Genomic DNA, 21,748 nt, shown 5'->3' with positions numbered 1-21,748 from the left:
GTGGCTTAGCTACCAGTTAACAATTTCAGAGGGCCTTATGGCGACTTACTATAGCAACGATTTTCGTTCCGGTCTTAAAATCATGTTGGATGGCGAACCTTATGCGGTTGAATCCAGTGAATTCGTGAAACCGGGTAAAGGCCAGGCGTTTGCCCGCGTTAAGCTGCGTCGCCTGCTGACCGGCACGCGTGTAGAGAAAACCTTCAAATCGACCGATTCCGCTGAAGGCGCGGATGTGGTCGATATGAACCTGACTTACCTGTATAACGACGGTGAGTTCTGGCATTTCATGAACAACGAAACCTTCGAACAGCTCTCTGCAGATGCCAAAGCTATCGGCGACAACGCAAAATGGCTGCTGGATCAGGCGGAATGCATCGTGACCCTGTGGAACGGTCAGCCAATCTCTGTCACCCCGCCAAACTTTGTTGAACTGGAAATCGTTGATACCGACCCAGGTCTGAAGGGCGATACCGCAGGTACGGGCGGTAAACCAGCTACTCTGTCTACTGGCGCAGTGGTTAAAGTTCCGCTGTTCGTGCAGATTGGTGAAGTGATCAAAGTCGATACCCGTTCCGGCGAATACGTATCTCGCGTAAAATAATTTACGTTACCGGGAAGTATGGCGTAGCGTGTGCTGCGCCATCGTATTTTTCGAGCATCAATGATGAAACGCCTTATCAGCCTTGTCGCGCTGGTTCTCCTCATCGGCACATTATTAACGGCATGTAATACCGCTCGTGGTTTTTGCGAAGATATTCAGCATCTCGGTCACACCCTCTCCCGCGCAGCCAGTTAATCACTTCTCGTCTTCCTAAAATTAGTCGAACGTCCGTCATTTTCTGGGATGTTGTCTATTATTAAGTTGCTATACACAAACAACATTGGCTAGAAAAGGAAGACATTATGGTTAAAAAGACAATTGCAGCGATCTTTTCTGTTTTGGTACTTTCCACTGTATTAACCGCTTGTAATACCACGCGTGGCGTGGGTGAGGACATCTCGGACGGTGGTAGTGCGATCTCTGGCGCTGCAACCAGAGCTCAGCAGTAATCATCAACGGTACGGCATGGCGTCGTACCGTTAATCTATTCTCTCCGGAAGCGTTAGAAAGGGAGAATACCGATTATCCATATGAAGTTTCATACGGATATTACGTTTATAGGTGTAAACCGTTTTCCCGTGAATGCCAAGCGCATACGCAATTTCTTTATTGCTGGTGCCTTCTGTCCACATCGCGAGCACCTTTTCCTCCTGCGGAGAGAGCAATGGCGTGGCGCTTTCCGGCGCTTCCTGCAGTGGATGAGTACATAGTGCGCCTTTAATTCGTTGTGCAAGCTCATGTAAAGACGTGTGTTTAGATAACACCGCATGGCTGGCATAGTGTGACCTGTACGGCACATCCCCTGACTGTAATAATACCAACGGCGTCATCCCACAGGCGGCGAAAAATGCATTGATAGGCTGCGCGGGCAAGGCATCGTTGAGAAAACCATATAAATCAGCGATAACCAGATGAGGCTTCCATTGCAGAATATGTTCTTTCGCCAGTATAAGGTTATTCATCCCGGATACCAGCAGCGAAGAACTGAGCACATCAGTGTGATTAAGCCAGGCCTCCATTCCCGTACGGGTAAAATGGCATCGGTCTATCACTAAAATTTTCAACATAGTTTTTTTGCACCTGGAAGTAGATAAAGCATTTTCTGATCCCAGAAAGCGCTCCATCATAGAGAACTCCTGTTGGCGCTAAATGCGAAAATTACGCGGCTTAAAAGGGTCAATTCCCGCCTTTAGACGGAAAAAAATAAAAAGGTTGAAATTCATTTTCTCTCAGGCAAGAATAGCTTTTAATCCGTATACGTTACAGGACGACCTGTAAACGCTATTCTCAGCGGGGACGGCCCCATTAATTCTCTGGAGCCTGATATGTCCTGGATCATTTTATTAATCGCTGGTTTACTTGAAGTGGTATGGGCTGTCGGCCTGAAGTATACCCACGGTTTTTCTCGTCTGACCCCCAGTATTATCACTATTATTGCCATGATTATCAGTATGGCGTTACTTTCCTGGGCAATGAAAACGCTACCTGTTGGAACGGCGTACGCTATCTGGACCGGCATCGGCGCCGTCGGGGCGGCAATCACCGGTATCCTTCTGCTGGGCGAGTCTGCCTCACCGGCGCGTTTGCTCAGTCTTGGCTTGATCGTCGCGGGTATAATTGGGCTAAAACTCAGCACGCATTAATTCGTCGCTGACATCGCTACGAACCTGATTGTTTTACCCAAATTAATTTATTGACGTCAAACCCCTCCCGGGTCGCGACGGCCAGCATTTGCTGTTTTATTTCCTCAGAGAGCGTTGGCGTGCGAGAGAGTATCCACAAATAATCGCGATCCGGGCCGCACACCAGCGCATGACGGTATTCCCTGTCAAGCGCAATCACGTTATAGCCGCCGTAGAACGGGCCGAAAAAAGAGACCTTGAGCGCGGCGTGGTTTGGACTACCGGTAAAATACGCTTTGCCTTCTGTTTTTTGCCACATTCCCCGATCCGGGTTATAGCCTTTATTGATGACATTAAGCCCGCCATCGTTACGCAGACTATAGGTGGCAGTAACTTGCTCCAGTCCACGCTCAAATCGATGATCGAGGCGTGCGATTTCATACCAGGTGCCGAGGTAACGTTTGGCATCAAAGTTATTTACCACGGTAACGCCTTTAGGCGGCGTAGGCGAACTACAGGCGACAACCAAAAATGCCGCGGTAACTGCAGCAACGACGGGCAGCAAGCGCATAGAGTTTTTCCTTCCAGTGTTTTTTCTAAGTGTAGAACCTGGCGGGAAAATGAGGGGCAGGAAAAGAAAAAACGCCCTCTTACCGGGTAGATAAGAGGGCATCGTTGCGACTTAGAGAGTGATAACGCCAATCGCCGTCACAACGGTCAGGATTGCCGCCAGGCCGTAGAAGACCCATTTGCCCGCGGGCACATGAATTTTCAGGTCATGCATCGCATGGTGCATACGGTGTAAGCCACACCATAGTGGCAGTACGATCATCAGGAACAGAAAAACGCGACCAATAAAGCTTTGGGCGAACGTTAGTACGCGCTCAAAACTTAGGGCATCGCCCGGAAACAGCCCCAGCGGCAGCATGATGCCAACCAGTAGCACGATCACCGGCGCGATGATCGCGCCCCACATACCGCCTGCGCCAAACAGTCCCCAGAATACGGGTTCATCAGAACGTTTTGGGTTTGGATTAATCATCCGGGACTCCTTACCAGAACAGGGCAACATACAGAATGACTACGGTGACTACCGCAGTGACCACCCAAAGCCCTTTGATGATTGGCTCTGGCCCCATTTTTTCGTCTTTTACAATGATATTGGCAGCCTTCGGCGCCAGCTCAAACCAGGTTTTGGTATGCAGCAGCGCGGCAGCCAGGGTGATCAGGTTTAAGATCACTACCACCGGATTTTGTAAAAAGCCGACGAATCCCATCCAGGATTCCGCGCCGTGTTTGAGTGCAAACAGACCGAAAATCAGTTCAATACTGAACCAGACTGCCGGCACCGCTGTGCCTTCGCGCAGCATATAAAAGCGATAAAACGGCAGTTTCTTCCACCAGGTGGACGTCATCGGCCGCACATAGGGTTTGCGTTTAGTCGTCATGTTGCACTCCTTAGCGTGGTTTCAGGGTGGCGATAAGAAAGTCTTTCGAGCTTTCCACTTTACCCTGCTGAATGGCCGCAGCCGGATCGACATGTTTTGGACAGACTTCGGAGCAGTAGCCCACGAAAGTACAGGTCCATACGCCGTTCGGACTGTTCAACTGCGCCATACGCTCCTTCTTACCGTGGTCGCGGCTGTCTTCGTTATAGCGATGCGCCAGCGTAATCGCAGCCGGTCCGATAAACTCAGGGTTCAGACCGAACTGCGGGCACGCGGCGTAGCACAGACCACAGTTGATGCAACCGGAGAACTGGTGATACTTCGCCATTTGCGCCGGGGTCTGGACGTTCGGCCCCTGATCCGGCGTGCGAGAGTTGCCAATAATGTACGGTTTGATCGCTTCCAGACTTTCAATAAAGTGCGTCATATCGACAACCAGGTCGCGCTCAATCGGGAAGTTTGCCAGCGCTTCCACCTTCATACCGTTGGTGTAATCGCGCAGGAAAGTTTTACACGCCAGTTTAGGGACGTTGTTGACCATCATGCCGCAAGAGCCGCAGATAGCCATACGACAGGACCAGCGGTAGCTCAGGTCTGGCGACAGGTTATCTTTGATGTAGCCCAACGCATCCAGTAGCGACGTTGTCTCATCATAAGGAACTTCATAGAAAGCACTGTGTGGCGCGGTATCGGTTTCCGGGTTATAGCGCACCACCTCAACTTTCAGGTTTTTCATCTCAGCCATTCGCCTTCTCCTTCTTATCGGCTGCTTCCGCTTCACCGCCGTAAACACGTTTGGCTGGCGGCAGGGTGGTGATTTTCACGTCACTGTATTCCAGGCGGGTCGTGCCATCAGCATCGCGGAAGGCGAGGGTGTGCTTGAGGAAGTTCACATCGTCGCGCTCGGTACAGCCTTCATCCAGACGCTGATGCGCGCCGCGGGACTCTTTACGCGCCAGAGCAGAGTGCGCCATACATTCCGCCACGTTCAGACCATGACCCAGTTCGATGGTATATAGCAGGTCAGTGTTGAACACACTGGAGGTATCGGAGATACGTACGCGCTTGAAGCGTTCCTGAAGTTCGGCCAGTTTATCAACGGTTTTCTGCATCAGTTCCGGGGTACGGTAGATACCGCAACCTTCTTCCATAGACAGACCCATCTCATCGCGGATCTTCGACCAGTTTTCGTTGCCTTCCTGGTTCACCAGATTTTTCAGACGTTGTTCAATGTCGGCAACCTGGGCGTCGAGCGCGGCGCTATTTGCGGCGCCTGCCGTAGCAGCGCGCTCCATCGCTTGTTCGCCAGCCAGACGACCAAATACCACCAGTTCCGCCAGTGAGTTGGAACCGAGGCGGTTCGCGCCATGCAGACCGACAGAGGAACATTCGCCAACGGCAAACAGTCCTTTGACACGGCTTTCACAGTTCTGGTCGGTTTCAATGCCGCCCATGGTGTAGTGCGCGGTCGGACGTACTGGAATCGGTTCTTTAACCGGATCAACGCCGACATAGGCTTTCGCCAGTTCGCAAATGAACGGCAGACGTTCATGCAGTTTCTTCTCGCCGAGATGACGCAGGTCGAGGTGAACCACATCGCCGCGCGGCGTGGAGATAGTGTTGCCTTTACGCCATTCGTGCCAGAAAGCCTGGGATACTTTGTCGCGCGGCCCCAGTTCCATATATTTGTTTTTCGGCTCGCCCAGCGGCGTTTCAGGGCCCATGCCGTAGTCTTGCAGGTAACGGTAGCCATTTTTGTTGACCAGAATACCGCCTTCGCCACGGCAACCTTCGGTCATCAGGATACCGGAACCTGGCAGGCCGGTCGGGTGATACTGAACGAATTCCATATCACGCAGCGGAACGCCGTGGCTCAGCGCCATGCCCATCCCGTCGCCGGTGACGATGCCGCCGTTGGTGTTATAGCGGTATACGCGGCCTGCGCCGCCTGTCGCCATTACCACGGCGTTGGCGCGGATTTGCACCAGCGTGCCTTCCATCATGTTCATCGCCACCAGGCCGCGCGCATGGTTGTCATCAACCAGAATGTCCAGCACAAAATGTTCGTCAAAGCGCTGGATTTGTGGGAATTGCAGGGAAGTCTGGAACAGGGTATGCAGCATATGGAAGCCGGTTTTATCTGCGGCGAACCAGGTACGCTCGATTTTCATACCACCGAAGCGACGCACGTTAACGCTACCGTCCGGACGGCGGCTCCACGGGCAGCCCCATTGCTCGAGCTGCGTCATTTCAGTGGGACAATGGTGGACAAAGTAATCCACGACATCCTGCTCACACAGCCAGTCTCCGCCTGCTACCGTATCGTGAAAATGATAGTCAAAGCTGTCATGATCCTGGGCGACAGCGGCTGAACCCCCTTCGGCAGCGACAGTGTGGCTGCGCATCGGGTACACTTTTGAGATCAGTGCGATTTTAGCGTTGGGATTCGCCTGTGCGGCAGCAATTGCAGCACGTAATCCCGCGCCACCGGCGCCTATAATGGCAAGATCGGCTTGAAAGGTTTGCACGACATTCCTCCAGATTATTGTAATTTCACCCTCGCGCAGCCAGATAAAGCCTCTGGGTTCTGCGGAGTATGAATGCGTTTCCACTGCTCCTTTATGGGTACAACAGTATAGTCTCAGGGATGTCAGGGAAATTTGACGTGTTCGATTTTTTTAGCGTATCAGGGGGATGAATTATCATTGATTTTGATTAATTTAATTACTAAACCATCTGAAATCACTTTTTTTACCCTCCAGAAGGCGCCCGATACGCCCGCGCAAAATTTGTTTCGCCCGCGCGTTGCGAGTAGACTTCGTGACCTTGTCTTAAACTGGAGAAAGAATCATGAGCGAAACGGCAACCTGGCAGCCGAGCGCGTCCATCCCCAATTTATTAAAACGCGCGGCGATTATGGCGGAAATCCGTCGTTTCTTTGCCGATCGTGGAGTGCTTGAGGTTGAGACGCCTTGCATGAGTCAGGCGACGGTCACGGACATCCATCTGTTCCCGTTCGAAACGCGTTTCGTCGGACCTGGCCATTCCCAGGGGATGAACCTCTATTTAATGACCAGTCCGGAATACCATATGAAACGCCTGCTGGCGGCAGGATGTGGTCCGGTTTTTCAGCTATGCCGCAGCTTCCGCAACGAAGAGATGGGACGACATCATAATCCGGAATTCACTATGCTGGAGTGGTATCGACCGCATTACGATATGTACCGCCTGATGAATGAAGTGGATGATTTGCTTCAGCAAGTGTTGGATTGTCAGCCTGCGGAAAGCCTCTCCTATCAACAGGCGTTTCAGCGCCACCTGGAGATTGACCCATTATCAGCGGACAAAATGCAGATGCGTGAGGTGGCGGCAAAGCTTGATTTAAGCAATATTGCCGATACGGAAGAAGACCGGGACACCTTGCTGCAACTGCTGTTCACGATGGGGGTCGAGCCGCATATAGGTAAAGAAAAGCCGACCTTTATTTATCATTTTCCGGCAAGTCAGGCATCGCTGGCGCAAATCAGTACCGAGGATCATCGCGTCGCCGAGCGCTTTGAGGTGTACTACAAAGGTATTGAGCTGGCGAATGGTTTCCACGAGCTGACGGACGCACGTGAACAACAACAGCGCTTTGAACAGGATAATCGTAAGCGCGCTGCGCGCGGCCTGCCGCAGCAGCCGATTGACCAAAATCTGCTGGATGCGCTGGCCGCAGGTTTACCGGATTGTTCCGGTGTGGCGCTGGGCGTTGATCGTCTGGTGATGCTGGCGCTGGGGGCGGAAAGCCTGGCGGACGTGATTGCTTTTACGGTCGATCGGGCGTAAATCTGAAATTTACTCTTTTGCGAGATAAAATGGCGCAATAAGCGCCATTTTGTAGCATATTTTTTCAATTATCCTCTACTTGCCACAACATAAGGCTGGATATTTGATGCCATTTAGGTATCAATCCTGTGTTGATTTTTTATCGCTGACCTTTGTAAAAAGAAGGCGGCGTCAATCGGTGAGCGGCGTCTGGCAAACGCGCTCGAGCGTAAGGGATGGTTGAATGACTCACACAATAAAAAAGATGAGCCTTATTGGGCTTATCCTGATGATTTTTACTTCTGTTTTTGGTTTTGCGAATAGCCCTTCGGCGTTTTATTTAATGGGATATAGCGCAATCCCGTGGTATATATTTTCTGCCTTACTGTTTTTTATTCCATTCGCCTTAATGATGGCTGAAATGGGTTCCGCTTATCGAAAAGAAGAGGGTGGAATCTATTCCTGGATGAATAATAGCGTGGGGCCGCGTTATGCGTTTATCGGCACGTTTATGTGGTTTTCATCGTATGTCATCTGGATGGTAAGTACGGCGGCAAAAGTCTGGGTACCGTTTTCTACTTTTGTTTTTGGCGCCGATATGACGCAGCACTGGGGGATCGCCGGGCTTGAAGCTACCCAGGTTGTCGGATTGTTGGCCGTTGGCTGGATGATTCTGGTGACGTGTGTCGCCGCCAGAGGGATTAATAAAATTGCGCGAATTACGGCGGTCGGAGGTATTGCCGTAATGTGTCTTAATTTAGTTTTATTGTTAGTGAGTGTCGCTATTTTGTTGTTAAATGGTGGGCATTTTGCACAAGAAATTAATTTTACCTCGTCACCGAATCCGGGTTATCACTCTGGCCTGGCAATGTTGTCATTTGTTGTATTTGCTATTTTTGCTTACGGTGGCATTGAAGCCGTCGGCGGGCTGGTGGATAAAACCGAGAAACCGGAAAAGAATTTTGCGAAAGGTATCGTCTTCGCGGCAATTGTGATTTCAATTGGTTATTCTTTGGCAATTTTTTTATGGGGCGTCAGCACTAACTGGCAACAGATATTAAGTAATAGCGCCGTTAACTTAGGGAATATCACCTATATTCTGATGTCGAGTTTAGGCACGACATTAGGCAACGCGTTAAACCTTTCTCCAGAAGCGGCGTTGACGGTGGGCGTCTGGTTTGCACGTATCACTGGTCTTTCTATGTTTCTGGCTTATACCGGCGCGTTTTTTACGTTGAGCTATTCACCGCTGAAAGCCATTATTCAGGGGACGCCAAAAGCGTTGTGGCCCGCGCCGATGACGAAACTGAACGCTAACGGTATGCCGGCGACCGCTATGTGGCTACAGTGTGTGCTGGTGAGTCTGTTTATTTTGCTGGTCTCTTTTGGCGGCGATACCGCGTCGGCGTTTTATAACAAACTCACGCTGATGGCGAATGTCTCAATGACGTTGCCATACCTGTTCCTTGCGCTGGCATTTCCCTTCTTTAAAGCGCGTCAGGATCTGGAGCGGCCATTTGTTCTCTTTAAAACCAAAGCCTCTACCCTGGTCGCGACAGTTGTTGTGGTGCTGGTGGTGACGTTTGCCAACGTTTTTACCATCATCCAACCAGTGATTGAGGCCGGGGACTGGAATAGCGCTCTGTGGATGACCGGCGGCCCGATCTTCTTCTCGTTGTTAGCGATGGCGATTTATCAGAATTACAGCCGCCGTATGAGCGCTGATCCGGAGTGGGCGGCGGAGTAAGCGCTTTGCGTGTAGGCCTGATAGCGCTGCGCTTATCAGGCCTACACGACACGAACCCGGATTACAAACTGCCTGCCGGGCGGCTGGTTTTACCGGCTGACGTTAACGTTCTTCCCGTCTGCTTCCCGTTCAGGCTTTCCAGACGCATCTGGAACGGTGGGAATGGCATATCGATACCGTGCTTATGGAAGCCCGCCAGAATCAACTGATGGATCTCATGGCGTAATGGCATACGGTGCCCCATTTCCGCGGCATAGATACGCAGTTCGAAAATCTGAATACCCTGCTGGAGATCCACCAGAAAGATTTCAGGTGGTGGGTTATCAAGCACCAAAGAACAGCGCTGCGCCGCCGTCAGTAGAATTTGCGTAACCTCTTCGCTATTGGCATCCGCTGGCGCCGGGATGGTTAACACCACGCGCGTAACGGAGTCAGACAGCGACCAGTTAATAAACTGTTCAGTGATAAAGGCTTTGTTCGGCACGATAATCTCTTTACGATCCCAGTCGCTGATGGTGGTGGCGCGGGTATTGATTTTGGTCACGCTACCGGTGAGATCGCGAATGGTCACCGTATCGCCGATACGAATCGGCTTTTCAAACAAAATAATCAGACCGGAGATAAAGTTAGCGAAAATTTCCTGCAGGCCAAAACCGAGCCCAACGCCGAGTGCGGCAACCAGCCACTGTAGCTTCGACCACTCAATTCCGATCATCGAGAAGCCGACCAGTCCGCCAATCAGCATTAACAGATATTTGGTGATGGTAGTGATGGCGTAACCGGTGCCCGGCGTTAAATCGAGATGCTGTAATAACGCCAGCTCCAGCAGCGCAGGCAGATTACGCACCAACTGCGTGGTGATGATAAACACCAGAATCGCAATGAGCACCGCCCCCAGGGTAATCGGCTCCAGGCTCTCCACACCCTGCACCGTAGAGGTGACATCCCACAGCGAAATATTCTCCAGGAAGCCGAACGCCGAGTGGATTTCCGACCACAGTACGATCACCGATAGCAGGGCGATAAGCATCAGAATCGAGCGGACCAGACGTAGCGATTGAGCGCTAATAGTGTCAAGATCGATTTCACTTTCATCGATGTCGACCGCGCCTTCAAGGCTGGAGGAGTGCGCCGGTTCTTCTTCGCCGCGCGCGCGCTGCGCCAACATTTCCGCCCGACGATGTTTGGCGCGGTCAAAAGCCAGTCGGCGTCGTTGGATCAGCATCCAGCGGCGAATTACGTGATAAATGACCAGCAGCAGGAACCAGATGGCGACCGAGGTTTCCAGTCTCGCCAGTAGCGCCTGCGCCGTGGCCAGATAGCCCACCGCCGCCGCCAGAATCGCGATAAGTGGCGCGCCCATCAACATATTCCACAGCAGGCTGTTGACCATGTTGTCGCTGTTGCCTTCTTTATCGAGATAGAGCGGGATTCCCGCTTTTTTCAGACTCAGCGTCACCAGCGCCAGCGCGCCGCATATCAGGATGAAGCAAAGGCGGCCCAACGAGCCGGAAAACTCCCGATCGTTAAGATTATCAAACATGATCACCGCCATAATGAGCGGCACGATCAGCCCAATGCTCATCAGGTAGTAGCGCATCGCTTTCGCTACCCGATTTCGCGGCCAGCCGAAATGCGCCACAAACAGGCCGTTAGGGCGGGCAAAAGCAGCGCAAATCATGACTACCCACAACAGCGGTACTGTCGCCGTCACGCCATCGCCGATAGCGACGGCCAGCGGATACGGCCAGGCTTCCTGTAGGCCATAACCAAGCGTCGCCCATAAGACGGGCAGCGGCGAGGCGACCAGAATCGACCAGAACACCGTTCGCAGCGTCAGCGAGAAGTGATCCTGGGTAACTTTCCCGACGCGCGAGGCTGAGCGCTCAAGGAACCGGTTGAAGTGTTGGCGCGAATAGAGGCTAAATCCGACCAGCACCAGCGCGCCGAATAACGGCAGTAGCGTCTCTTTGCTGGTCAGCATCATGATGCTGGCTTTACCTAACTGATTAAACGTATCTAATGAGATAAGCCGACGTAAATCCTGAACCAAATCAACAGGCCAGGAGAGCGATAGTGGGCTAACGTCAGCGGTCCAGAACAGATAACGGTGGGTCGCTTCGTTAACCTCTTTAAGCGCATCCTCCAGTTGACTATTGGAGACTTTCAGTTTGGTCAGCTCCAGGATCAGCGTGTCGCCGCCCTGTAACAAGGAGTTGAGCAGCTCACGCTGAGTACGAAGCTGGGCGTCAAGGATCCGGTTTTGCTCGGCGGTCAGCGGCTGTCCATCGGCCTGACGTATTTGCCGTAGCTGCGGCTGCTTATTGAGTAACTCTTCATAGCGCATACGGTGAACGCGTAGCTGCGCCATTTCCGTATCAAGCTGCTGCGGCTTAGGCATTTCCGGCAGACGGGCGACCTGCGCGCGCAGCGCTTCGCCAAGCATGTTGGACACGCCAAGCCATTGCGACTGCTCCCGCAGCGTATTGAGCGCCTGACGCACCTGTAACGTTTGGCTGGTGGCCTGTCGCTGCTGCGAGGCGACCAGATCCATCCGCTGCGCTTGTTGATTGAGTGCTTGTGACAGTTCGCGGTTGATTTTAAATTGTTCGACGATGCCTTCCGGCAGACCGGCGCTGTTTTCCGCCAGCAGCTCAGTGCTTTCCAGCGCGCGTTCCGCTTCACGTTGACGCAGGCTGTTAAGCTGATTGCGCAGCGCCTGAAGATACGCATCCAATTGCTGACTCTGTTTTTCCGCCAGTTCGGAACGCAGACGAGCCAGTTCCTGACGGTTGTTGGCGGACAGTTGCGCCAGCTCCAGTTCGTCGACTAACGCCTTTAGTTTAGCGGATTCCGCCTGCATACTGAGACTTTGCGCCTGGCTAAGCGAGGCACTTCCGCCCGCGGCGCCGAGCCGTCGCTCAATCTCATTAAGCTGGCGGCGGGCGTCGTTTTGCTGTTGGGGAAGCTGGCTGAGCGAGTCGGCGATCTCCCTGGCGCGCTCCTGCTCCTGCTGCGCCTCGCGGGTTTTATCCAGTAGCTGGCTGCTAACCTGCAAGATCTCCTGATTTAACGCCTCGGTGGACATCTCTGGCGGTACGCTGCGAGGTTCATCGCGCAGATTATTCAACTGGGCGCGCAAGGTGGCGGACAGCTTAGGGAAATTATCAATAACGTGTTGATATTGTTTCGCGCGCTCAAGCGAGCCTTTTCGCTCTTCAAGCGCGTTTAACGCAGTCTGGAGCGCCTCAACAACTTCCGGCTGAGCAGGCTTCGCCGCTTTTGCCTGCTCCAGTTCCTGCGTGATTTGTTTGGCGTCGGGGGCCGTTGCGGCGAACGCCCCCGTGCTGAGGCACCAGGCCATCAGAAAAGCGATAATCAGGCGCACGTCAGCGTTCTCTCTTGATTAGGTTTCGTCTTTTTTATCGTCAACCAGCGGGCTGGCGTCGTGTTCGGCTTTAATTTCTTCTTCCGGCAGTGGAGCAGGTTCTACCTCCGGTGCGACGAATGTTTCGGTCGAGGTTGCCAGCGGTTGGCCAATTTTGGTGACGGACAGGCTTGCCAGCGACTCGATCAGATCCACTTTCCCCGGCGCAAATAAGTTGATGACCGTGGAACCCAGTTTAAAGCGCCCCATCTCCTGGCCTTTCAACAAGGCGACAGACCCTTCATGTTCGCCTTCTGGCCAGGTCCAGCGCTTGATGATGCCTTCGCGCGGCGGCGTAATGGTCCCCGCCCAGACGGTTTCGATACTGCCGACAATAGTCGCGCCGACCAGAATCTGCGCCATAGGGCCGAACTCGGTATCAAACAGACAGATAACGCGCTCGTTGCGGGCAAACAGGTTGGGGACGTTTTGCGCGGTCAGATGGTTAACGGAGAACAGATCGCCCGGTACGTAGATCATTTCGCGCAGGATGCCGTTGCATGGCATATGCACGCGATGGTAGTCGCGAGGGGAGAGGTAAGTGGTCACGAACGTGCCGTTGCGGAACTTATTCGCCATCAGGTAGTTACCCGCCAGCAACGCCTCAAGGCTGTAATTATGGCCTTTGGCCTGCAAAATTTTATCTTCTTCGATACGGCCCAACTGGCTAATCACGCCGTCGGCAGGCATAACCAGGATGTTAGGATCGGTATTGAGCGGGCGCACATCATCACGCAGCGGGCGCACGAAAAAATCATTGAACGTACGATAGCTGGCGGTATCCGGTTTTTGCGCCTCTGTCATATCGACTTTGTAATACTTTACAAAGAGATCGATAACCAGTTTCGTCAGCCATCCTGCTCGTTTGCTTGCGCCCCAGCCCGCCAGGCGAGTGAGCCATAGTTTCGGCAGTATGTATTGTAGCGAAAGTTTAAATGAGTTTAACAAGGTAGCCTCCAGGCCATTGTTGTTCCTGAACCGGCATTTATACCGGCATCCTGAAAAAAGGGGACGATTCTAACGACGCCTAGCGTATCTGTCAGTCGTCCGTATCAGAAAAGTTTTTACGCGTTTTTACCTGCGCCATACTTTCAAGAATTCGGTGATAATTTTCGAAACGGGTTTCCGCTATAGCGCCGTTCTCTACCGCCTCGCGAATGGCGCAGCCTGGATCGGCGTCATGCTTGCAGTCCCGGTATTTGCAATGTCCCAAATAGTCATGAAATTCGACAAAGCCCTGCGTGATTTGTTCCGGCTCCAGATGCCATAAGCCGAACTCGCGCACGCCAGGGGAGTCAATGACATCGCCGCCATGCGGGAAATGATACAGACGAGCAGCGGTAGTGGTATGTTGACCCAGACCGGAGACATTCGACACATCGTTCGTCAGAATCTCGTCCTGTAAGCCGAGCAGGGCGTTTAGCAGACTGGATTTTCCGACGCCGGACTGTCCGGCAAAAATACTGATGCGACCGGTTAACGCCTCTTCCAGCGGTTTCAGGCCATCCTGCGTATGGCTGGAGACCATCAGCACGCGATAGCCGATATTGCGGTAAATATCCATCTGCTCATTAACGAAGTCCATGCCTTCGTCATCCAGCAGATCAATTTTGTTCAGTACGATAAGCGGCTCAACCTGTAGGGTTTCACAGCCGACCAGATAGCGATCGATGATATTCAGCGACAGCTCCGGCAAAATCGCGGAGACGATAACGATTTGGTTAATGTTGGCGGCAATAGGCTTCACGCCGTCGTAGAAGTCCGGGCGCGTCAATACCGAGGTGCGCTCATGCACCGCTTCAACGATGCCTTTTACGTTGACGCCCTCTGAGGCGGCTTTGCCCGGACGCCAGACGACACGATCGCCTGTCACCAGCGAGCGAATGGTGCGGCGGATATTGCAACGGTGAACCTCGCCGTCAGCAGATTCCACATCGGCATGCATACCAAAACGGCTAATGACGATACCTTCTGCAGGCTCGCCAAACAGGTTGTCATCGTAGTCGGCTTTCTCCGCGGACGTTTTTAAACGACGCTGGTGATTGGCGTTCACACGGCGCTGCTGGCCTTTGGAGAGTTTATTTTTGCTCAATCGTACTGGCTCCTGGTCGCCCATAGTGGGCAAAACATCTATGATACACGCAATTGTAGATGAATATAGTCACAGTGAATGTGACCTCTGAAGGGTGGAAAATAGCATGAGTGCCGATGAAAACAACCTGATTTGGATCGATCTGGAGATGACAGGTCTGGACCCCGAGCGCGATCGCATTATTGAGATAGCCACGCTGGTGACGGATGCCAGTCTGAATATTCTGGCGGAAGGGCCGACGATTGCGGTACATCAACCCGATGCGCAACTGGCGTTAATGGATGACTGGAACGTGCGCACCCATACCGGCAGCGGCCTGGTGGATCGCGTTAAGGCAAGTACGATGGGCGAACGAGACGCTGAACTGGCGACGATTGAATTCTTGAAAACGTGGGTGCCTGCGGGTAAGTCGCCGATTTGCGGTAATAGCATTGGTCAGGATCGTCGTTTCCTGTTTAAATATATGCCGGAACTGGAGGCTTACTTCCACTATCGCTATCTGGATGTCAGTACACTCAAGGAACTGGCGCGCCGCTGGAAGCCGGAGATTCTGGCTGGCTTTACCAAGCAGGGCACGCACCAGGCGATGGATGATATTCGCGAGTCGGTAGCGGAACTGGCTTACTACCGCGAGCATTTCATTAAGCTATGAGGCGCGACATGCCGGATGACGACGCCAGAGCGTTTTATCCGGCAGCTCTCCCGCCGCTGAATTACTGCGTAAACCATTTCTCTTGCATCTGCGCATATTCCGGCGACGCTTTCACCTTGTCGAGTGCGGCATTAATCTCTTGCAATAGCGGGTCATTGCCTTTGCGTACCGCAATGCCTAACCCTTTTCCGTAGTAGTCAGGATCGCTGGCGCGTTCATCCATGATGGCGTAATCTGGATTGTTTTTTAGCCATTTGCCAATCGCGGCGACATCGCCAAACACGCCCTCAAGGCGGTTATTTTTCAGATCGGTAAAGGCGTTCAGATAGCTGTCATAGGCGACTGGCGTGATTGCTTGTTGTTTATCCTGCAAATAGCGCTGATGCGTTGTACCGTTTTCCAGTCCGACTTTTTTGCCTTTCAGATCGGCAAAAGTGTGATAAGCCCCTTTACGCGTGACGACTACCGCCGACAAACCTTCGTAATAGGGTTGGCTAAAGGAGACCTGCTGTTCACGTTTGGGCGTCATGTCCATACCAGCGATCACCGCATCAAATTTCTTGAAGCGTAGACCGGGGATCAGGCTATCAAAGCTCTGGTTAGTGAATGAACACTCCGCTTGCATCTCTTTGCAGACTGCGTTGGCGACATCAATATCGAAACCAACAATTTTATTATCGGCATCGACAAACTCATAGGGCGCATAGGTTGCGGAGGTGCCAAAATGTAATGTTCTGGCGGAAACGGAAGCAGCGTGAACGGAGAGGCTGGCTAACAGCATGACAATAAGCTTTTTTTTCATCTTGATCCTTGATATCGATTGGATGTTGTGGTGGTTCCGATGCGCTTCGTTCTTTAAGCGGTTTTCTGGCGGCTGGCTTAAGATACGCCAGTCACATCGCTATCTATGTTCCTGATCGTTTTTTGCTGCTGCGATACCGCGTAAATGATGAGGCGCATACACCTTGCTATTCTTTTTTTGGCGCAGGGTGCTATTCTGATTCTGTGCCTTTAGGCGTGGCGTGAAAAGTTTTTTGTCGAATGACGCACGCTTTGCTCGTTTTTTATCTTGTTTGGTGATTTAATCAGCACTCAAACAAAAAACGCGAAAAAATGCGCTCAGGGGCTTGCAGCTAAATGGATTTCTCGTATAATGCGCCTCCCGTAACGACGCAGAAATGCGAATTACGACAGCAACAAATTTGCGGGAATAGCTCAGTTGGTAGAGCACGACCTTGCCAAGGTCGGGGTCGCGAGTTCGAGTCTCGTTTCCCGCTCCAAAATTTGAAAGTACTTGTTAAGTACAGACCACCAATCGCAGGATTTCGAATTGCGACAAGGCGGCAACTGAATGAGTCCTCAGAAGCTTACTGAAGTAAGTGGCTGAGGCGAGTGAAGGCAGCCAACGCAGTAGCGGTTCGAAAGACGAAGATTATGCGGGAATAGCTCAGTTGGTAGAGCACGACCTTGCCAAGGTCGGGGTCGCGAGTTCGAGTCTCGTTTCCCGCTCCAAATTTGATAGTGCTTGTTAAGCACAAACGCACCCAAGCGGGAATAGCTCAGTTGGTAGAGCACGACCTTGCCAAGGTCGGGGTCGCGAGTTCGAGTCTCGTTTCCCGCTCCAATTCTTATCTACAGTAAAATTATCCACAACGAAAATCGCGTTGGGGAACGTTTTGTTCCGCTTTCGTCAGATCCTTGTAAACAGACTTATCCACAGGATGGTCCATTACTCCTGGAATGCCAAAAATCATACCTAACCAGTGGAATTTATACAACGCATTGAAATTTATGCAAAAAATAAGATTTCAAAATGTTAGCGTTATGGACTGTTCCTTTTCTCCCTCTTGAATCGCAATGTGTTTTTATTTTTATACACAGCCTGTGAATAATTCAGGCATCGCGCACCAGCCCTTTCTCAATCACCCTGACCAGACGTTGTTTTTTCGGTAGCTGCACTTCAATGATGCAGGCGTTCCGCTTTTCAATTTGTTGCGCAACCGCCCATTCGATATGCTCATCAAGGAGTGGATGCTCACCCTTGCGGCTTTCCAGCGCCGCAATGACGGCATTACTCCACGGCGCATTCCCCAGCGCGACGGCAACATTGCGCAGCCAGCGTAAATGACCAATGCGCCGAATCGCAGAACCTTCAGTGACTTTCAGAAATTGCGCTTCGCTCCAGCTAAACAACTCAAGCAACTCCGGAGCATGCAGCGCCTTGCGTGGGCTAAAATCTGCTTCGTCGGTCAACTGAGAATAACGATTCCACGGACAGATAAGCTGGCAGTCATCGCAGCCGTAAATACGGTTGCCTATTAGTGGGCGAAATGCTTCTGGAATAGCGCCTTCCAGCTCAATGGTGAGATAAGAAATACAGCGCCGCGCGTCCACCGTATAGGGTTCGACAATCGCCCCGGTCGGGCAAATGGTCATACAGGCGACGCATTTGCCGCAACCTTCCTCAATCGGTTGGTCGACCGGCAGCGGTAAATCAATCAGCAATTCCCCCAGGAAAAAGAATGACCCCGCCTCCCGATTAAGAATAAGTGAGTGCTTACCCGTCCAGCCAAGTCCGGCTTTTTCCGCTAATGGGCGTTCAAGAATAGGCGCAGAGTCGACAAACGGTCTAAAATTCAGCGAACCGCAGTGCTGCTGGATCTGCTCGCCCAGTTTTTTAAGGCGGTTGCGTAATAGCTTGTGATAATCACGCCCCAGCGCATATCGGCTAACGTAGCCCAGCGTGGGATTCTTCAACGTACTGGCAAACGCGGCGTTGGCGGGCAGATAGTTCATGCGCACGCTGATGACACGTAGCGTTCCAGGTAAGAGTTCATGAGGCCGGGCGCGCATCATACCGTGGCGCGCCATCCATGCCATCTCGCCGTGGTATTGTTTGTCCAGCCACGCCTGCAGCACAGGTTCGGATGCGCGCAGATCGGTGTCGGTAATACCGACCTGCTGAAAGCCCAGCTCCAGCCCCCACTGCTTAATATTTTGCGCTAACTGATTGAGATCGAGGGGCTTTGACATGATGGACCATAACATGAAGAAAAACCCTGTAAGTATACCACACTCCATTTGGCCCGCCGATGACATCAAACGGCTGGAACGCGATGCGGCGGATGCCTTCGGGCTCACACTCTATGAATTGATGCTGCGCGCTGGCGACGCAGCGTTTCGGATAGCTCGTGACATGTACCCTGACGCCCGACACTGGCTGGTGCTGTGTGGTCATGGTAACAACGGCGGCGATGGTTACGTCGTGGCGCGACTGGCGCAAGCGGCGGGCATTAGCGTGACGTTGCTGGCGCAGGAGAGCGACAAACCGTTGCCTGAAGAAGCAGCACAGGCGCGCGATGCCTGGCTGAATGCCGGGGGAATTATTCATGCTGCCGATATTATCTGGCCGGAAGTGACAGATCTGATTATCGACGCGCTGCTTGGCACTGGCATAGCCCAGGCGCCGCGCGCCCCGGTAGCCAGTCTGATTGAACAGGCGAACGCCCATCCTGCGCCGGTTGTCGCCGTCGATATCCCGTCAGGTCTGCTGGCGCAAACGGGCACCACGCCCGGCGCGGTGATAAGTGCCGCGCATACGGTCACGTTTATCGCGCTGAAACCTGGGCTGCTGACCGGCAAAGCGCGTGATGTTACCGGCATACTGCATTATGACGCGTTGGGACTGGAAGGCTGGCTGGCGAGCCAGACGCCGCCGCTCCGGCGTTTTGATGCGACGCAGTTGGGGCAATGGCTAACGCCGCGTCGACCGACCTCCCATAAGGGCGATCATGGTCGCCTGGCCATTATCGGCGGTGACCTGGGAACTGCGGGCGCGATTCGGATGGCTGGCGAGGCGGCGCTGCGTGCGGGAGCGGGGTTGGTCAGGGTACTGACCCGCGGTGAAAACATCGCGCCGTTGCTGACGGCCCGCCCGGAACTGATGGTACATGAACTGACGCCTCAGTCGCTGGAAGAGAGCTTGACCTGGGCTGACGTTGTGGTTATCGGCCCGGGGCTTGGGCAGCAGGAATGGGGAAAAAAATCCTTACAGAAAGTAGAAAACGTCCGTAAACCTATGCTGTGGGATGCGGATGCGTTGAACCTACTGGCAATCAATCCTGATAAACGTCACAATCGCGTGATTACGCCGCATCCGGGAGAGGCTGCCCGCCTGTTAGGATGTTCTGTGGCAGAAATTGAAAGTGATCGCTTACTTTCAGCACAGCGTCTGGTAAAACGTTACGGAGGCGTGGTTGTGTTAAAAGGCGCAGGAACGATTATCGCCTCTGCACACCACCCTTTGGCTATCGTTGACGCTGGTAATGCGGGGATGGCGAGCGGCGGGATGGGCGATGTCCTGTCTGGCATCATCGGCGCATTGCTTGGACAGAAGTTTACCCCGTATGATGCGGCATGTGTGGGATGTGTGGCTCACGGCGCGGCGGCGGACTTACTGGCAGCGCGTTATGGCGCTCGCGGCATGTTGGCGACCGATCTTTTTACTACGCTGCGGCGTATTGTTAACCCTGATGTGATTGACGTAAACCATGATGAATCGAGTAATTCCGCTACCTGACGAACAGGCGACGCTAGACCTGGGGCAACGCGTAGCCAACGCCTGCGATGGCGCGACCGTTATTTATCTGTATGGCGATTTAGGTGCCGGTAAAACGACGTTTAGCCGGGGGTTTTTACAGGCGTTAGGCCATAACGGTAATGTAAAAAGTCCCACCTATACACTGGTAGAACCTTATGCGCTTGATAACATGATGGTATATCACTTCGACTTATACCGTCTTGCGGACCCGGAGGAGCTGGAGTTTATGGGCATTCGCGATTATTTCGCCAACGACGCCATTTGCCTGGTGGAGTGGCCGCAACAAGGTAAAGGCGTTCTCCCCGACCCGGACGTCGAAATCCATATTGATTATCAGACGCAGGGGCGTGAGGCGCGCGTAAGCGCGGTATCCTCAGCGGGTCATTCGTTACTGGCGCGTTTAGCCGATTAGCTATAAAGGTGGCGGGATGATTTATCGCATCAAAAATGCCGTAATAGCAGCCTTAATCCTGCTGTGCGCGCAGGCGGGCGCCGCCAGTCTCTCTGATATTCAGGTTTCCAACGGCGAGCAGCAGGCGCGCATTACACTCAGTTTTATCGGCGAGCCGGAATATGCTTACGCACAGGACGGTAAACGTACCGTGGCGTTGGATATCAGGCAGACCGGCGTGATTCAGGGGCTGCCGCTTCAGTTTAGCGGTAACAATCTGGTGAAAACGATCCGTGCCGGGACGCCGAAAGATGCGCAATCTTTACGGTTGCTTGTCGATCTAACAGAAAATGGCAAAACCGAGGCTGTGAAGCGGCAAAACGGCGGCAACTATACGGTCATTTTCACCATTAATGCCGATGTCCCGCCACCACCACCTGTCGTTGCGAAACGGGTTGAAAGTGCGCCCCGCCCGACGGAGCCTGCCCGTAATCCGTTTAAATCTCCTGATGATCGCCTAACCGGCGTAACCAGCAGCAAGACCGTTACGCGACCTACGGCGCGCGCGCCGGCAGGCGCTGGCGATAAAGTGGTGATTGCTATTGATGCCGGACATGGAGGCCAGGACCCCGGCGCGATAGGCCCGGGTGGTACGCGTGAGAAAAATGTCACCATCGCCATCGCGCGTAAGTTACGCACATTACTGAATAACGATCCGATGTTTAAAGGCGTGCTGACGCGTGACGGCGACTATTTTATTTCGGTGATGGGGCGGTCTGACGTGGCGCGTAAGCAAAACGCCAACTTCCTTGTCTCTATTCATGCGGATGCCGCGCCAAATCGCGACGCCACTGGCGCCTCCGTTTGGGTATTGTCCAATCGTCGCGCGAACAGCGAAATGGCAAACTGGCTTGAGCAGCATGAGAAGCAGTCCGAACTGTTAGGCGGCGCTGGCGATGTGCTGGCGAACAGTCAGTCAGACCCTTACCTGAGCCAGGCGGTACTGGATTTGCAATTCGGTCATTCGCAGCGGGTAGGGTATGATGTAGCGACGAACGTGCTAAGCCAACTGGACGGCGTGGGGTCACTGCATAAACGTCGCCCGGAACACGCGAGCCTCGGCGTGCTGCGTTCGCCGGATATCCCGTCCATTTTGGTGGAGACAGGCTTTATCAGTAATCACGGCGAAGAGCGATTGCTGGCGAGCGATCGCTATCAGCAGCAGATTGCTGACGCTATATACAAAGGGTTGCGTAAGTACTTTGCAGCGCATCCGATCCAGTCTGCGCCGCAGGGCGGCCCAGGCCAGACGGCCAGTATCAACCAGCCTGGCGGCATAACCGCCGCGAATTAAGGAG

21 protein-coding genes and 3 tRNA genes are annotated in these 21,748 nt (G+C 53.0%); 13 read left to right on the top strand and 11 right to left on the bottom strand.

Annotation, left to right across the window (positions count from 1 at the left end):
• Nucleotides 1–37 precede the first annotated feature (37 nt).
• The 3 genes from efp (at nucleotide 38) to ecnB (ending at nucleotide 1,053) form a co-directional block, all read left to right on the top strand.
• Nucleotides 38–604, top strand: coding sequence for an elongation factor P (gene efp, locus F4V72_RS20225; RefSeq protein WP_000257282.1), 567 nt, complete (start codon nucleotides 38–40; stop codon nucleotides 602–604).
• A 60-nt stretch (nucleotides 605–664) separates the two neighbouring features.
• Nucleotides 665–799 (top strand): hypothetical protein, encoded by a 135-nt coding sequence (locus F4V72_RS20220; RefSeq protein WP_023248781.1) that lies wholly within the window; start codon nucleotides 665–667, stop codon nucleotides 797–799.
• A 107-nt stretch (nucleotides 800–906) separates the two neighbouring features.
• Entirely contained in the window at nucleotides 907–1,053 is a 147-nt protein-coding gene (ecnB, locus tag F4V72_RS20215; RefSeq protein ID WP_000239598.1) for a lipoprotein toxin entericidin B, read from the top strand.
• Between the two features lie 30 nt (nucleotides 1,054–1,083).
• Here ecnB and F4V72_RS20210 read toward each other — a convergent pair whose 3' ends face one another.
• A complete protein-coding gene (locus tag F4V72_RS20210; protein ID WP_023248782.1) occupies nucleotides 1,084–1,671 on the bottom strand; it encodes a helix-turn-helix transcriptional regulator in 588 nt (195 codons plus the stop codon).
• A 258-nt stretch (nucleotides 1,672–1,929) separates the two neighbouring features.
• Between F4V72_RS20210 and sugE the strand changes: the two genes are divergently transcribed.
• Nucleotides 1,930–2,247: a quaternary ammonium compound efflux SMR transporter SugE gene (gene sugE / locus F4V72_RS20205; RefSeq protein WP_023248783.1), complete on the top strand. Its 318-nt coding sequence runs from the start codon at nucleotides 1,930–1,932 to the stop codon at nucleotides 2,245–2,247.
• Between the two features lie 16 nt (nucleotides 2,248–2,263).
• Here the strand turns inward: sugE and F4V72_RS20200 are convergent, their stop codons facing one another.
• The 5 genes from F4V72_RS20200 to frdA all read right to left on the bottom strand — a co-directional run bounded on the left by F4V72_RS20200 (nucleotide 2,264) and on the right by frdA (nucleotide 6,202).
• Nucleotides 2,264–2,797: a lipocalin family protein gene (locus F4V72_RS20200; protein WP_023248784.1), complete on the bottom strand. Its 534-nt coding sequence runs from the start codon at nucleotides 2,795–2,797 to the stop codon at nucleotides 2,264–2,266.
• Nucleotides 2,798–2,908: 111 nt separating this feature from the next.
• Nucleotides 2,909–3,268, bottom strand: coding sequence for a fumarate reductase subunit FrdD (gene frdD, locus F4V72_RS20195; protein WP_000609650.1), 360 nt, complete (start codon nucleotides 3,266–3,268; stop codon nucleotides 2,909–2,911).
• A gap of 10 nt (nucleotides 3,269–3,278) precedes the next feature.
• Complete coding sequence (frdC, locus tag F4V72_RS20190) at nucleotides 3,279–3,674, bottom strand: fumarate reductase subunit FrdC (RefSeq protein ID WP_000208749.1); 396 nt, start codon at nucleotides 3,672–3,674, stop codon at nucleotides 3,279–3,281.
• A 10-nt stretch (nucleotides 3,675–3,684) separates the two neighbouring features.
• Nucleotides 3,685–4,419, bottom strand: a complete 735-nt coding sequence (frdB, locus tag F4V72_RS20185; RefSeq protein WP_000829509.1) for a fumarate reductase iron-sulfur protein — start codon at nucleotides 4,417–4,419, stop codon at nucleotides 3,685–3,687.
• The gene (frdA, locus tag F4V72_RS20180) at nucleotides 4,412–6,202 is read right to left on the bottom strand and encodes a fumarate reductase (quinol) flavoprotein subunit (RefSeq protein ID WP_001192954.1); all 1,791 of its coding nucleotides are present in this window, start codon (nucleotides 6,200–6,202) and stop codon (nucleotides 4,412–4,414) included. Before frdA ends, frdB begins: the two co-directional genes overlap by 8 nt.
• Nucleotides 6,203–6,524: 322 nt before the next feature.
• On the opposite strand from frdA, the gene epmA reads away from it, so the two are divergent.
• Together epmA and yjeM are read left to right on the top strand one after the other, a co-directional pair.
• A complete protein-coding gene (epmA, locus tag F4V72_RS20175) occupies nucleotides 6,525–7,502 on the top strand; it encodes an elongation factor P--(R)-beta-lysine ligase (RefSeq protein WP_070801348.1) in 978 nt (325 codons plus the stop codon).
• Between the two features lie 223 nt (nucleotides 7,503–7,725).
• A complete protein-coding gene (yjeM, locus tag F4V72_RS20170) occupies nucleotides 7,726–9,228 on the top strand; it encodes a glutamate/gamma-aminobutyrate family transporter YjeM (protein WP_023248786.1) in 1,503 nt (500 codons plus the stop codon).
• 61 nt (nucleotides 9,229–9,289) lie between these two features.
• Here the strand turns inward: yjeM and mscM are convergent, their stop codons facing one another.
• The 3 genes from mscM to rsgA form a co-directional block, all read right to left on the bottom strand.
• Entirely contained in the window at nucleotides 9,290–12,616 is a 3,327-nt protein-coding gene (gene mscM / locus F4V72_RS20165) for a miniconductance mechanosensitive channel MscM (RefSeq protein ID WP_053529126.1), read from the bottom strand.
• A gap of 18 nt (nucleotides 12,617–12,634) precedes the next feature.
• Entirely contained in the window at nucleotides 12,635–13,603 is a 969-nt protein-coding gene (gene asd, locus F4V72_RS20160) for an archaetidylserine decarboxylase (RefSeq protein ID WP_023248788.1), read from the bottom strand.
• A 91-nt stretch (nucleotides 13,604–13,694) separates the two neighbouring features.
• The gene (gene rsgA / locus F4V72_RS20155; RefSeq protein WP_072158621.1) at nucleotides 13,695–14,747 is read right to left on the bottom strand and encodes a small ribosomal subunit biogenesis GTPase RsgA; all 1,053 of its coding nucleotides are present in this window, start codon (nucleotides 14,745–14,747) and stop codon (nucleotides 13,695–13,697) included.
• Nucleotides 14,748–14,853: 106 nt separating this feature from the next.
• Here rsgA and orn point away from each other — a divergent pair, with 106 nt between their 5' ends.
• Nucleotides 14,854–15,399 (top strand): oligoribonuclease, encoded by a 546-nt coding sequence (orn, locus tag F4V72_RS20150; RefSeq protein WP_053507694.1) that lies wholly within the window; start codon nucleotides 14,854–14,856, stop codon nucleotides 15,397–15,399.
• A gap of 61 nt (nucleotides 15,400–15,460) precedes the next feature.
• On the opposite strand, the gene F4V72_RS20145 is transcribed toward orn, so the two are convergent.
• On the bottom strand, nucleotides 15,461–16,201 hold the full coding sequence (locus F4V72_RS20145; protein WP_023248790.1) for an arginine ABC transporter substrate-binding protein: 741 nt from the start codon (nucleotides 16,199–16,201) through the stop codon (nucleotides 15,461–15,463).
• A gap of 402 nt (nucleotides 16,202–16,603) precedes the next feature.
• Here F4V72_RS20145 and F4V72_RS20140 point away from each other — a divergent pair.
• The 3 genes from F4V72_RS20140 to F4V72_RS20130 all read left to right on the top strand — a co-directional run bounded on the left by F4V72_RS20140 (nucleotide 16,604) and on the right by F4V72_RS20130 (nucleotide 17,023).
• Nucleotides 16,604–16,679: transfer RNA gene (locus F4V72_RS20140), tRNA-Gly, on the top strand.
• Nucleotides 16,680–16,835: 156 nt separating this feature from the next.
• A tRNA-Gly gene (locus tag F4V72_RS20135) sits at nucleotides 16,836–16,911 on the top strand.
• A gap of 36 nt (nucleotides 16,912–16,947) precedes the next feature.
• Nucleotides 16,948–17,023, top strand: a tRNA-Gly gene (locus F4V72_RS20130).
• A gap of 269 nt (nucleotides 17,024–17,292) precedes the next feature.
• Here F4V72_RS20130 and queG read toward each other — a convergent pair.
• Nucleotides 17,293–18,432: a tRNA epoxyqueuosine(34) reductase QueG gene (gene queG, locus F4V72_RS20125; protein ID WP_023248682.1), complete on the bottom strand. Its 1,140-nt coding sequence runs from the start codon at nucleotides 18,430–18,432 to the stop codon at nucleotides 17,293–17,295.
• On the opposite strand from queG, the gene nnr reads away from it, so the two are divergent.
• The 3 genes from nnr to amiB are packed head-to-tail and all read left to right on the top strand — an operon-like array spanning nucleotide 18,431 to nucleotide 21,744.
• The gene (nnr, locus tag F4V72_RS20120; protein WP_023248681.1) at nucleotides 18,431–19,978 is read left to right on the top strand and encodes a bifunctional ADP-dependent NAD(P)H-hydrate dehydratase/NAD(P)H-hydrate epimerase; all 1,548 of its coding nucleotides are present in this window, start codon (nucleotides 18,431–18,433) and stop codon (nucleotides 19,976–19,978) included. The two genes, queG and nnr, sit on opposite strands and share 2 nt — an antisense overlap.
• Entirely contained in the window at nucleotides 19,950–20,411 is a 462-nt protein-coding gene (gene tsaE / locus F4V72_RS20115) for a tRNA (adenosine(37)-N6)-threonylcarbamoyltransferase complex ATPase subunit type 1 TsaE (RefSeq protein ID WP_023248680.1), read from the top strand. The genes nnr and tsaE overlap by 29 nt, the downstream gene beginning before the upstream one ends.
• A 16-nt stretch (nucleotides 20,412–20,427) precedes the next feature.
• On the top strand, nucleotides 20,428–21,744 hold the full coding sequence (gene amiB, locus F4V72_RS20110; RefSeq protein WP_136058546.1) for an N-acetylmuramoyl-L-alanine amidase AmiB: 1,317 nt from the start codon (nucleotides 20,428–20,430) through the stop codon (nucleotides 21,742–21,744).
• The last annotated feature ends 4 nt before the right edge of the window (nucleotides 21,745–21,748 follow it).

The organism is Salmonella enterica subsp. diarizonae (assembly GCF_008692785.1).
GTDB lineage: Bacteria > Pseudomonadota > Gammaproteobacteria > Enterobacterales > Enterobacteriaceae > Salmonella > Salmonella diarizonae.
This window is presented reverse-complemented; position numbering and strand designations above follow the sequence as displayed.

Excerpts from the sequence above, each read along its gene's own strand:
- amiB (WP_136058546.1), top strand. The coding sequence starts at position 20,428 with ATGATTTATCGCATCAAAAATGCCGTAATAGCAGCCTTAATCCTGCTG.
- ecnB (WP_000239598.1), top strand. The coding sequence starts at position 907 with ATGGTTAAAAAGACAATTGCAGCGATCTTTTCTGTTTTGGTACTTTCC.
- F4V72_RS20210 (WP_023248782.1), bottom strand. The coding sequence starts at position 1,671 with ATGTTGAAAATTTTAGTGATAGACCGATGCCATTTTACCCGTACGGGA.
- sugE (WP_023248783.1), top strand. The coding sequence starts at position 1,930 with ATGTCCTGGATCATTTTATTAATCGCTGGTTTACTTGAAGTGGTATGG.
- frdD (WP_000609650.1), bottom strand. The coding sequence starts at position 3,268 with ATGATTAATCCAAACCCAAAACGTTCTGATGAACCCGTATTCTGGGGA.
- frdC (WP_000208749.1), bottom strand. The coding sequence starts at position 3,674 with ATGACGACTAAACGCAAACCCTATGTGCGGCCGATGACGTCCACCTGG.
- epmA (WP_070801348.1), top strand. The coding sequence starts at position 6,525 with ATGAGCGAAACGGCAACCTGGCAGCCGAGCGCGTCCATCCCCAATTTA.
- nnr (WP_023248681.1), top strand. The coding sequence starts at position 18,431 with ATGATGGACCATAACATGAAGAAAAACCCTGTAAGTATACCACACTCC.
- F4V72_RS20200 (WP_023248784.1), bottom strand. The coding sequence starts at position 2,797 with ATGCGCTTGCTGCCCGTCGTTGCTGCAGTTACCGCGGCATTTTTGGTT.
- tsaE (WP_023248680.1), top strand. The coding sequence starts at position 19,950 with ATGATGAATCGAGTAATTCCGCTACCTGACGAACAGGCGACGCTAGAC.
- queG (WP_023248682.1), bottom strand. The coding sequence starts at position 18,432 with ATGTCAAAGCCCCTCGATCTCAATCAGTTAGCGCAAAATATTAAGCAG.
- F4V72_RS20145 (WP_023248790.1), bottom strand. The coding sequence starts at position 16,201 with ATGAAAAAAAAGCTTATTGTCATGCTGTTAGCCAGCCTCTCCGTTCAC.
- orn (WP_053507694.1), top strand. The coding sequence starts at position 14,854 with ATGAGTGCCGATGAAAACAACCTGATTTGGATCGATCTGGAGATGACA.
- F4V72_RS20220 (WP_023248781.1), top strand. The coding sequence starts at position 665 with ATGATGAAACGCCTTATCAGCCTTGTCGCGCTGGTTCTCCTCATCGGC.
- frdB (WP_000829509.1), bottom strand. The coding sequence starts at position 4,419 with ATGGCTGAGATGAAAAACCTGAAAGTTGAGGTGGTGCGCTATAACCCG.
- efp (WP_000257282.1), top strand. The coding sequence starts at position 38 with ATGGCGACTTACTATAGCAACGATTTTCGTTCCGGTCTTAAAATCATG.
- yjeM (WP_023248786.1), top strand. The coding sequence starts at position 7,726 with ATGACTCACACAATAAAAAAGATGAGCCTTATTGGGCTTATCCTGATG.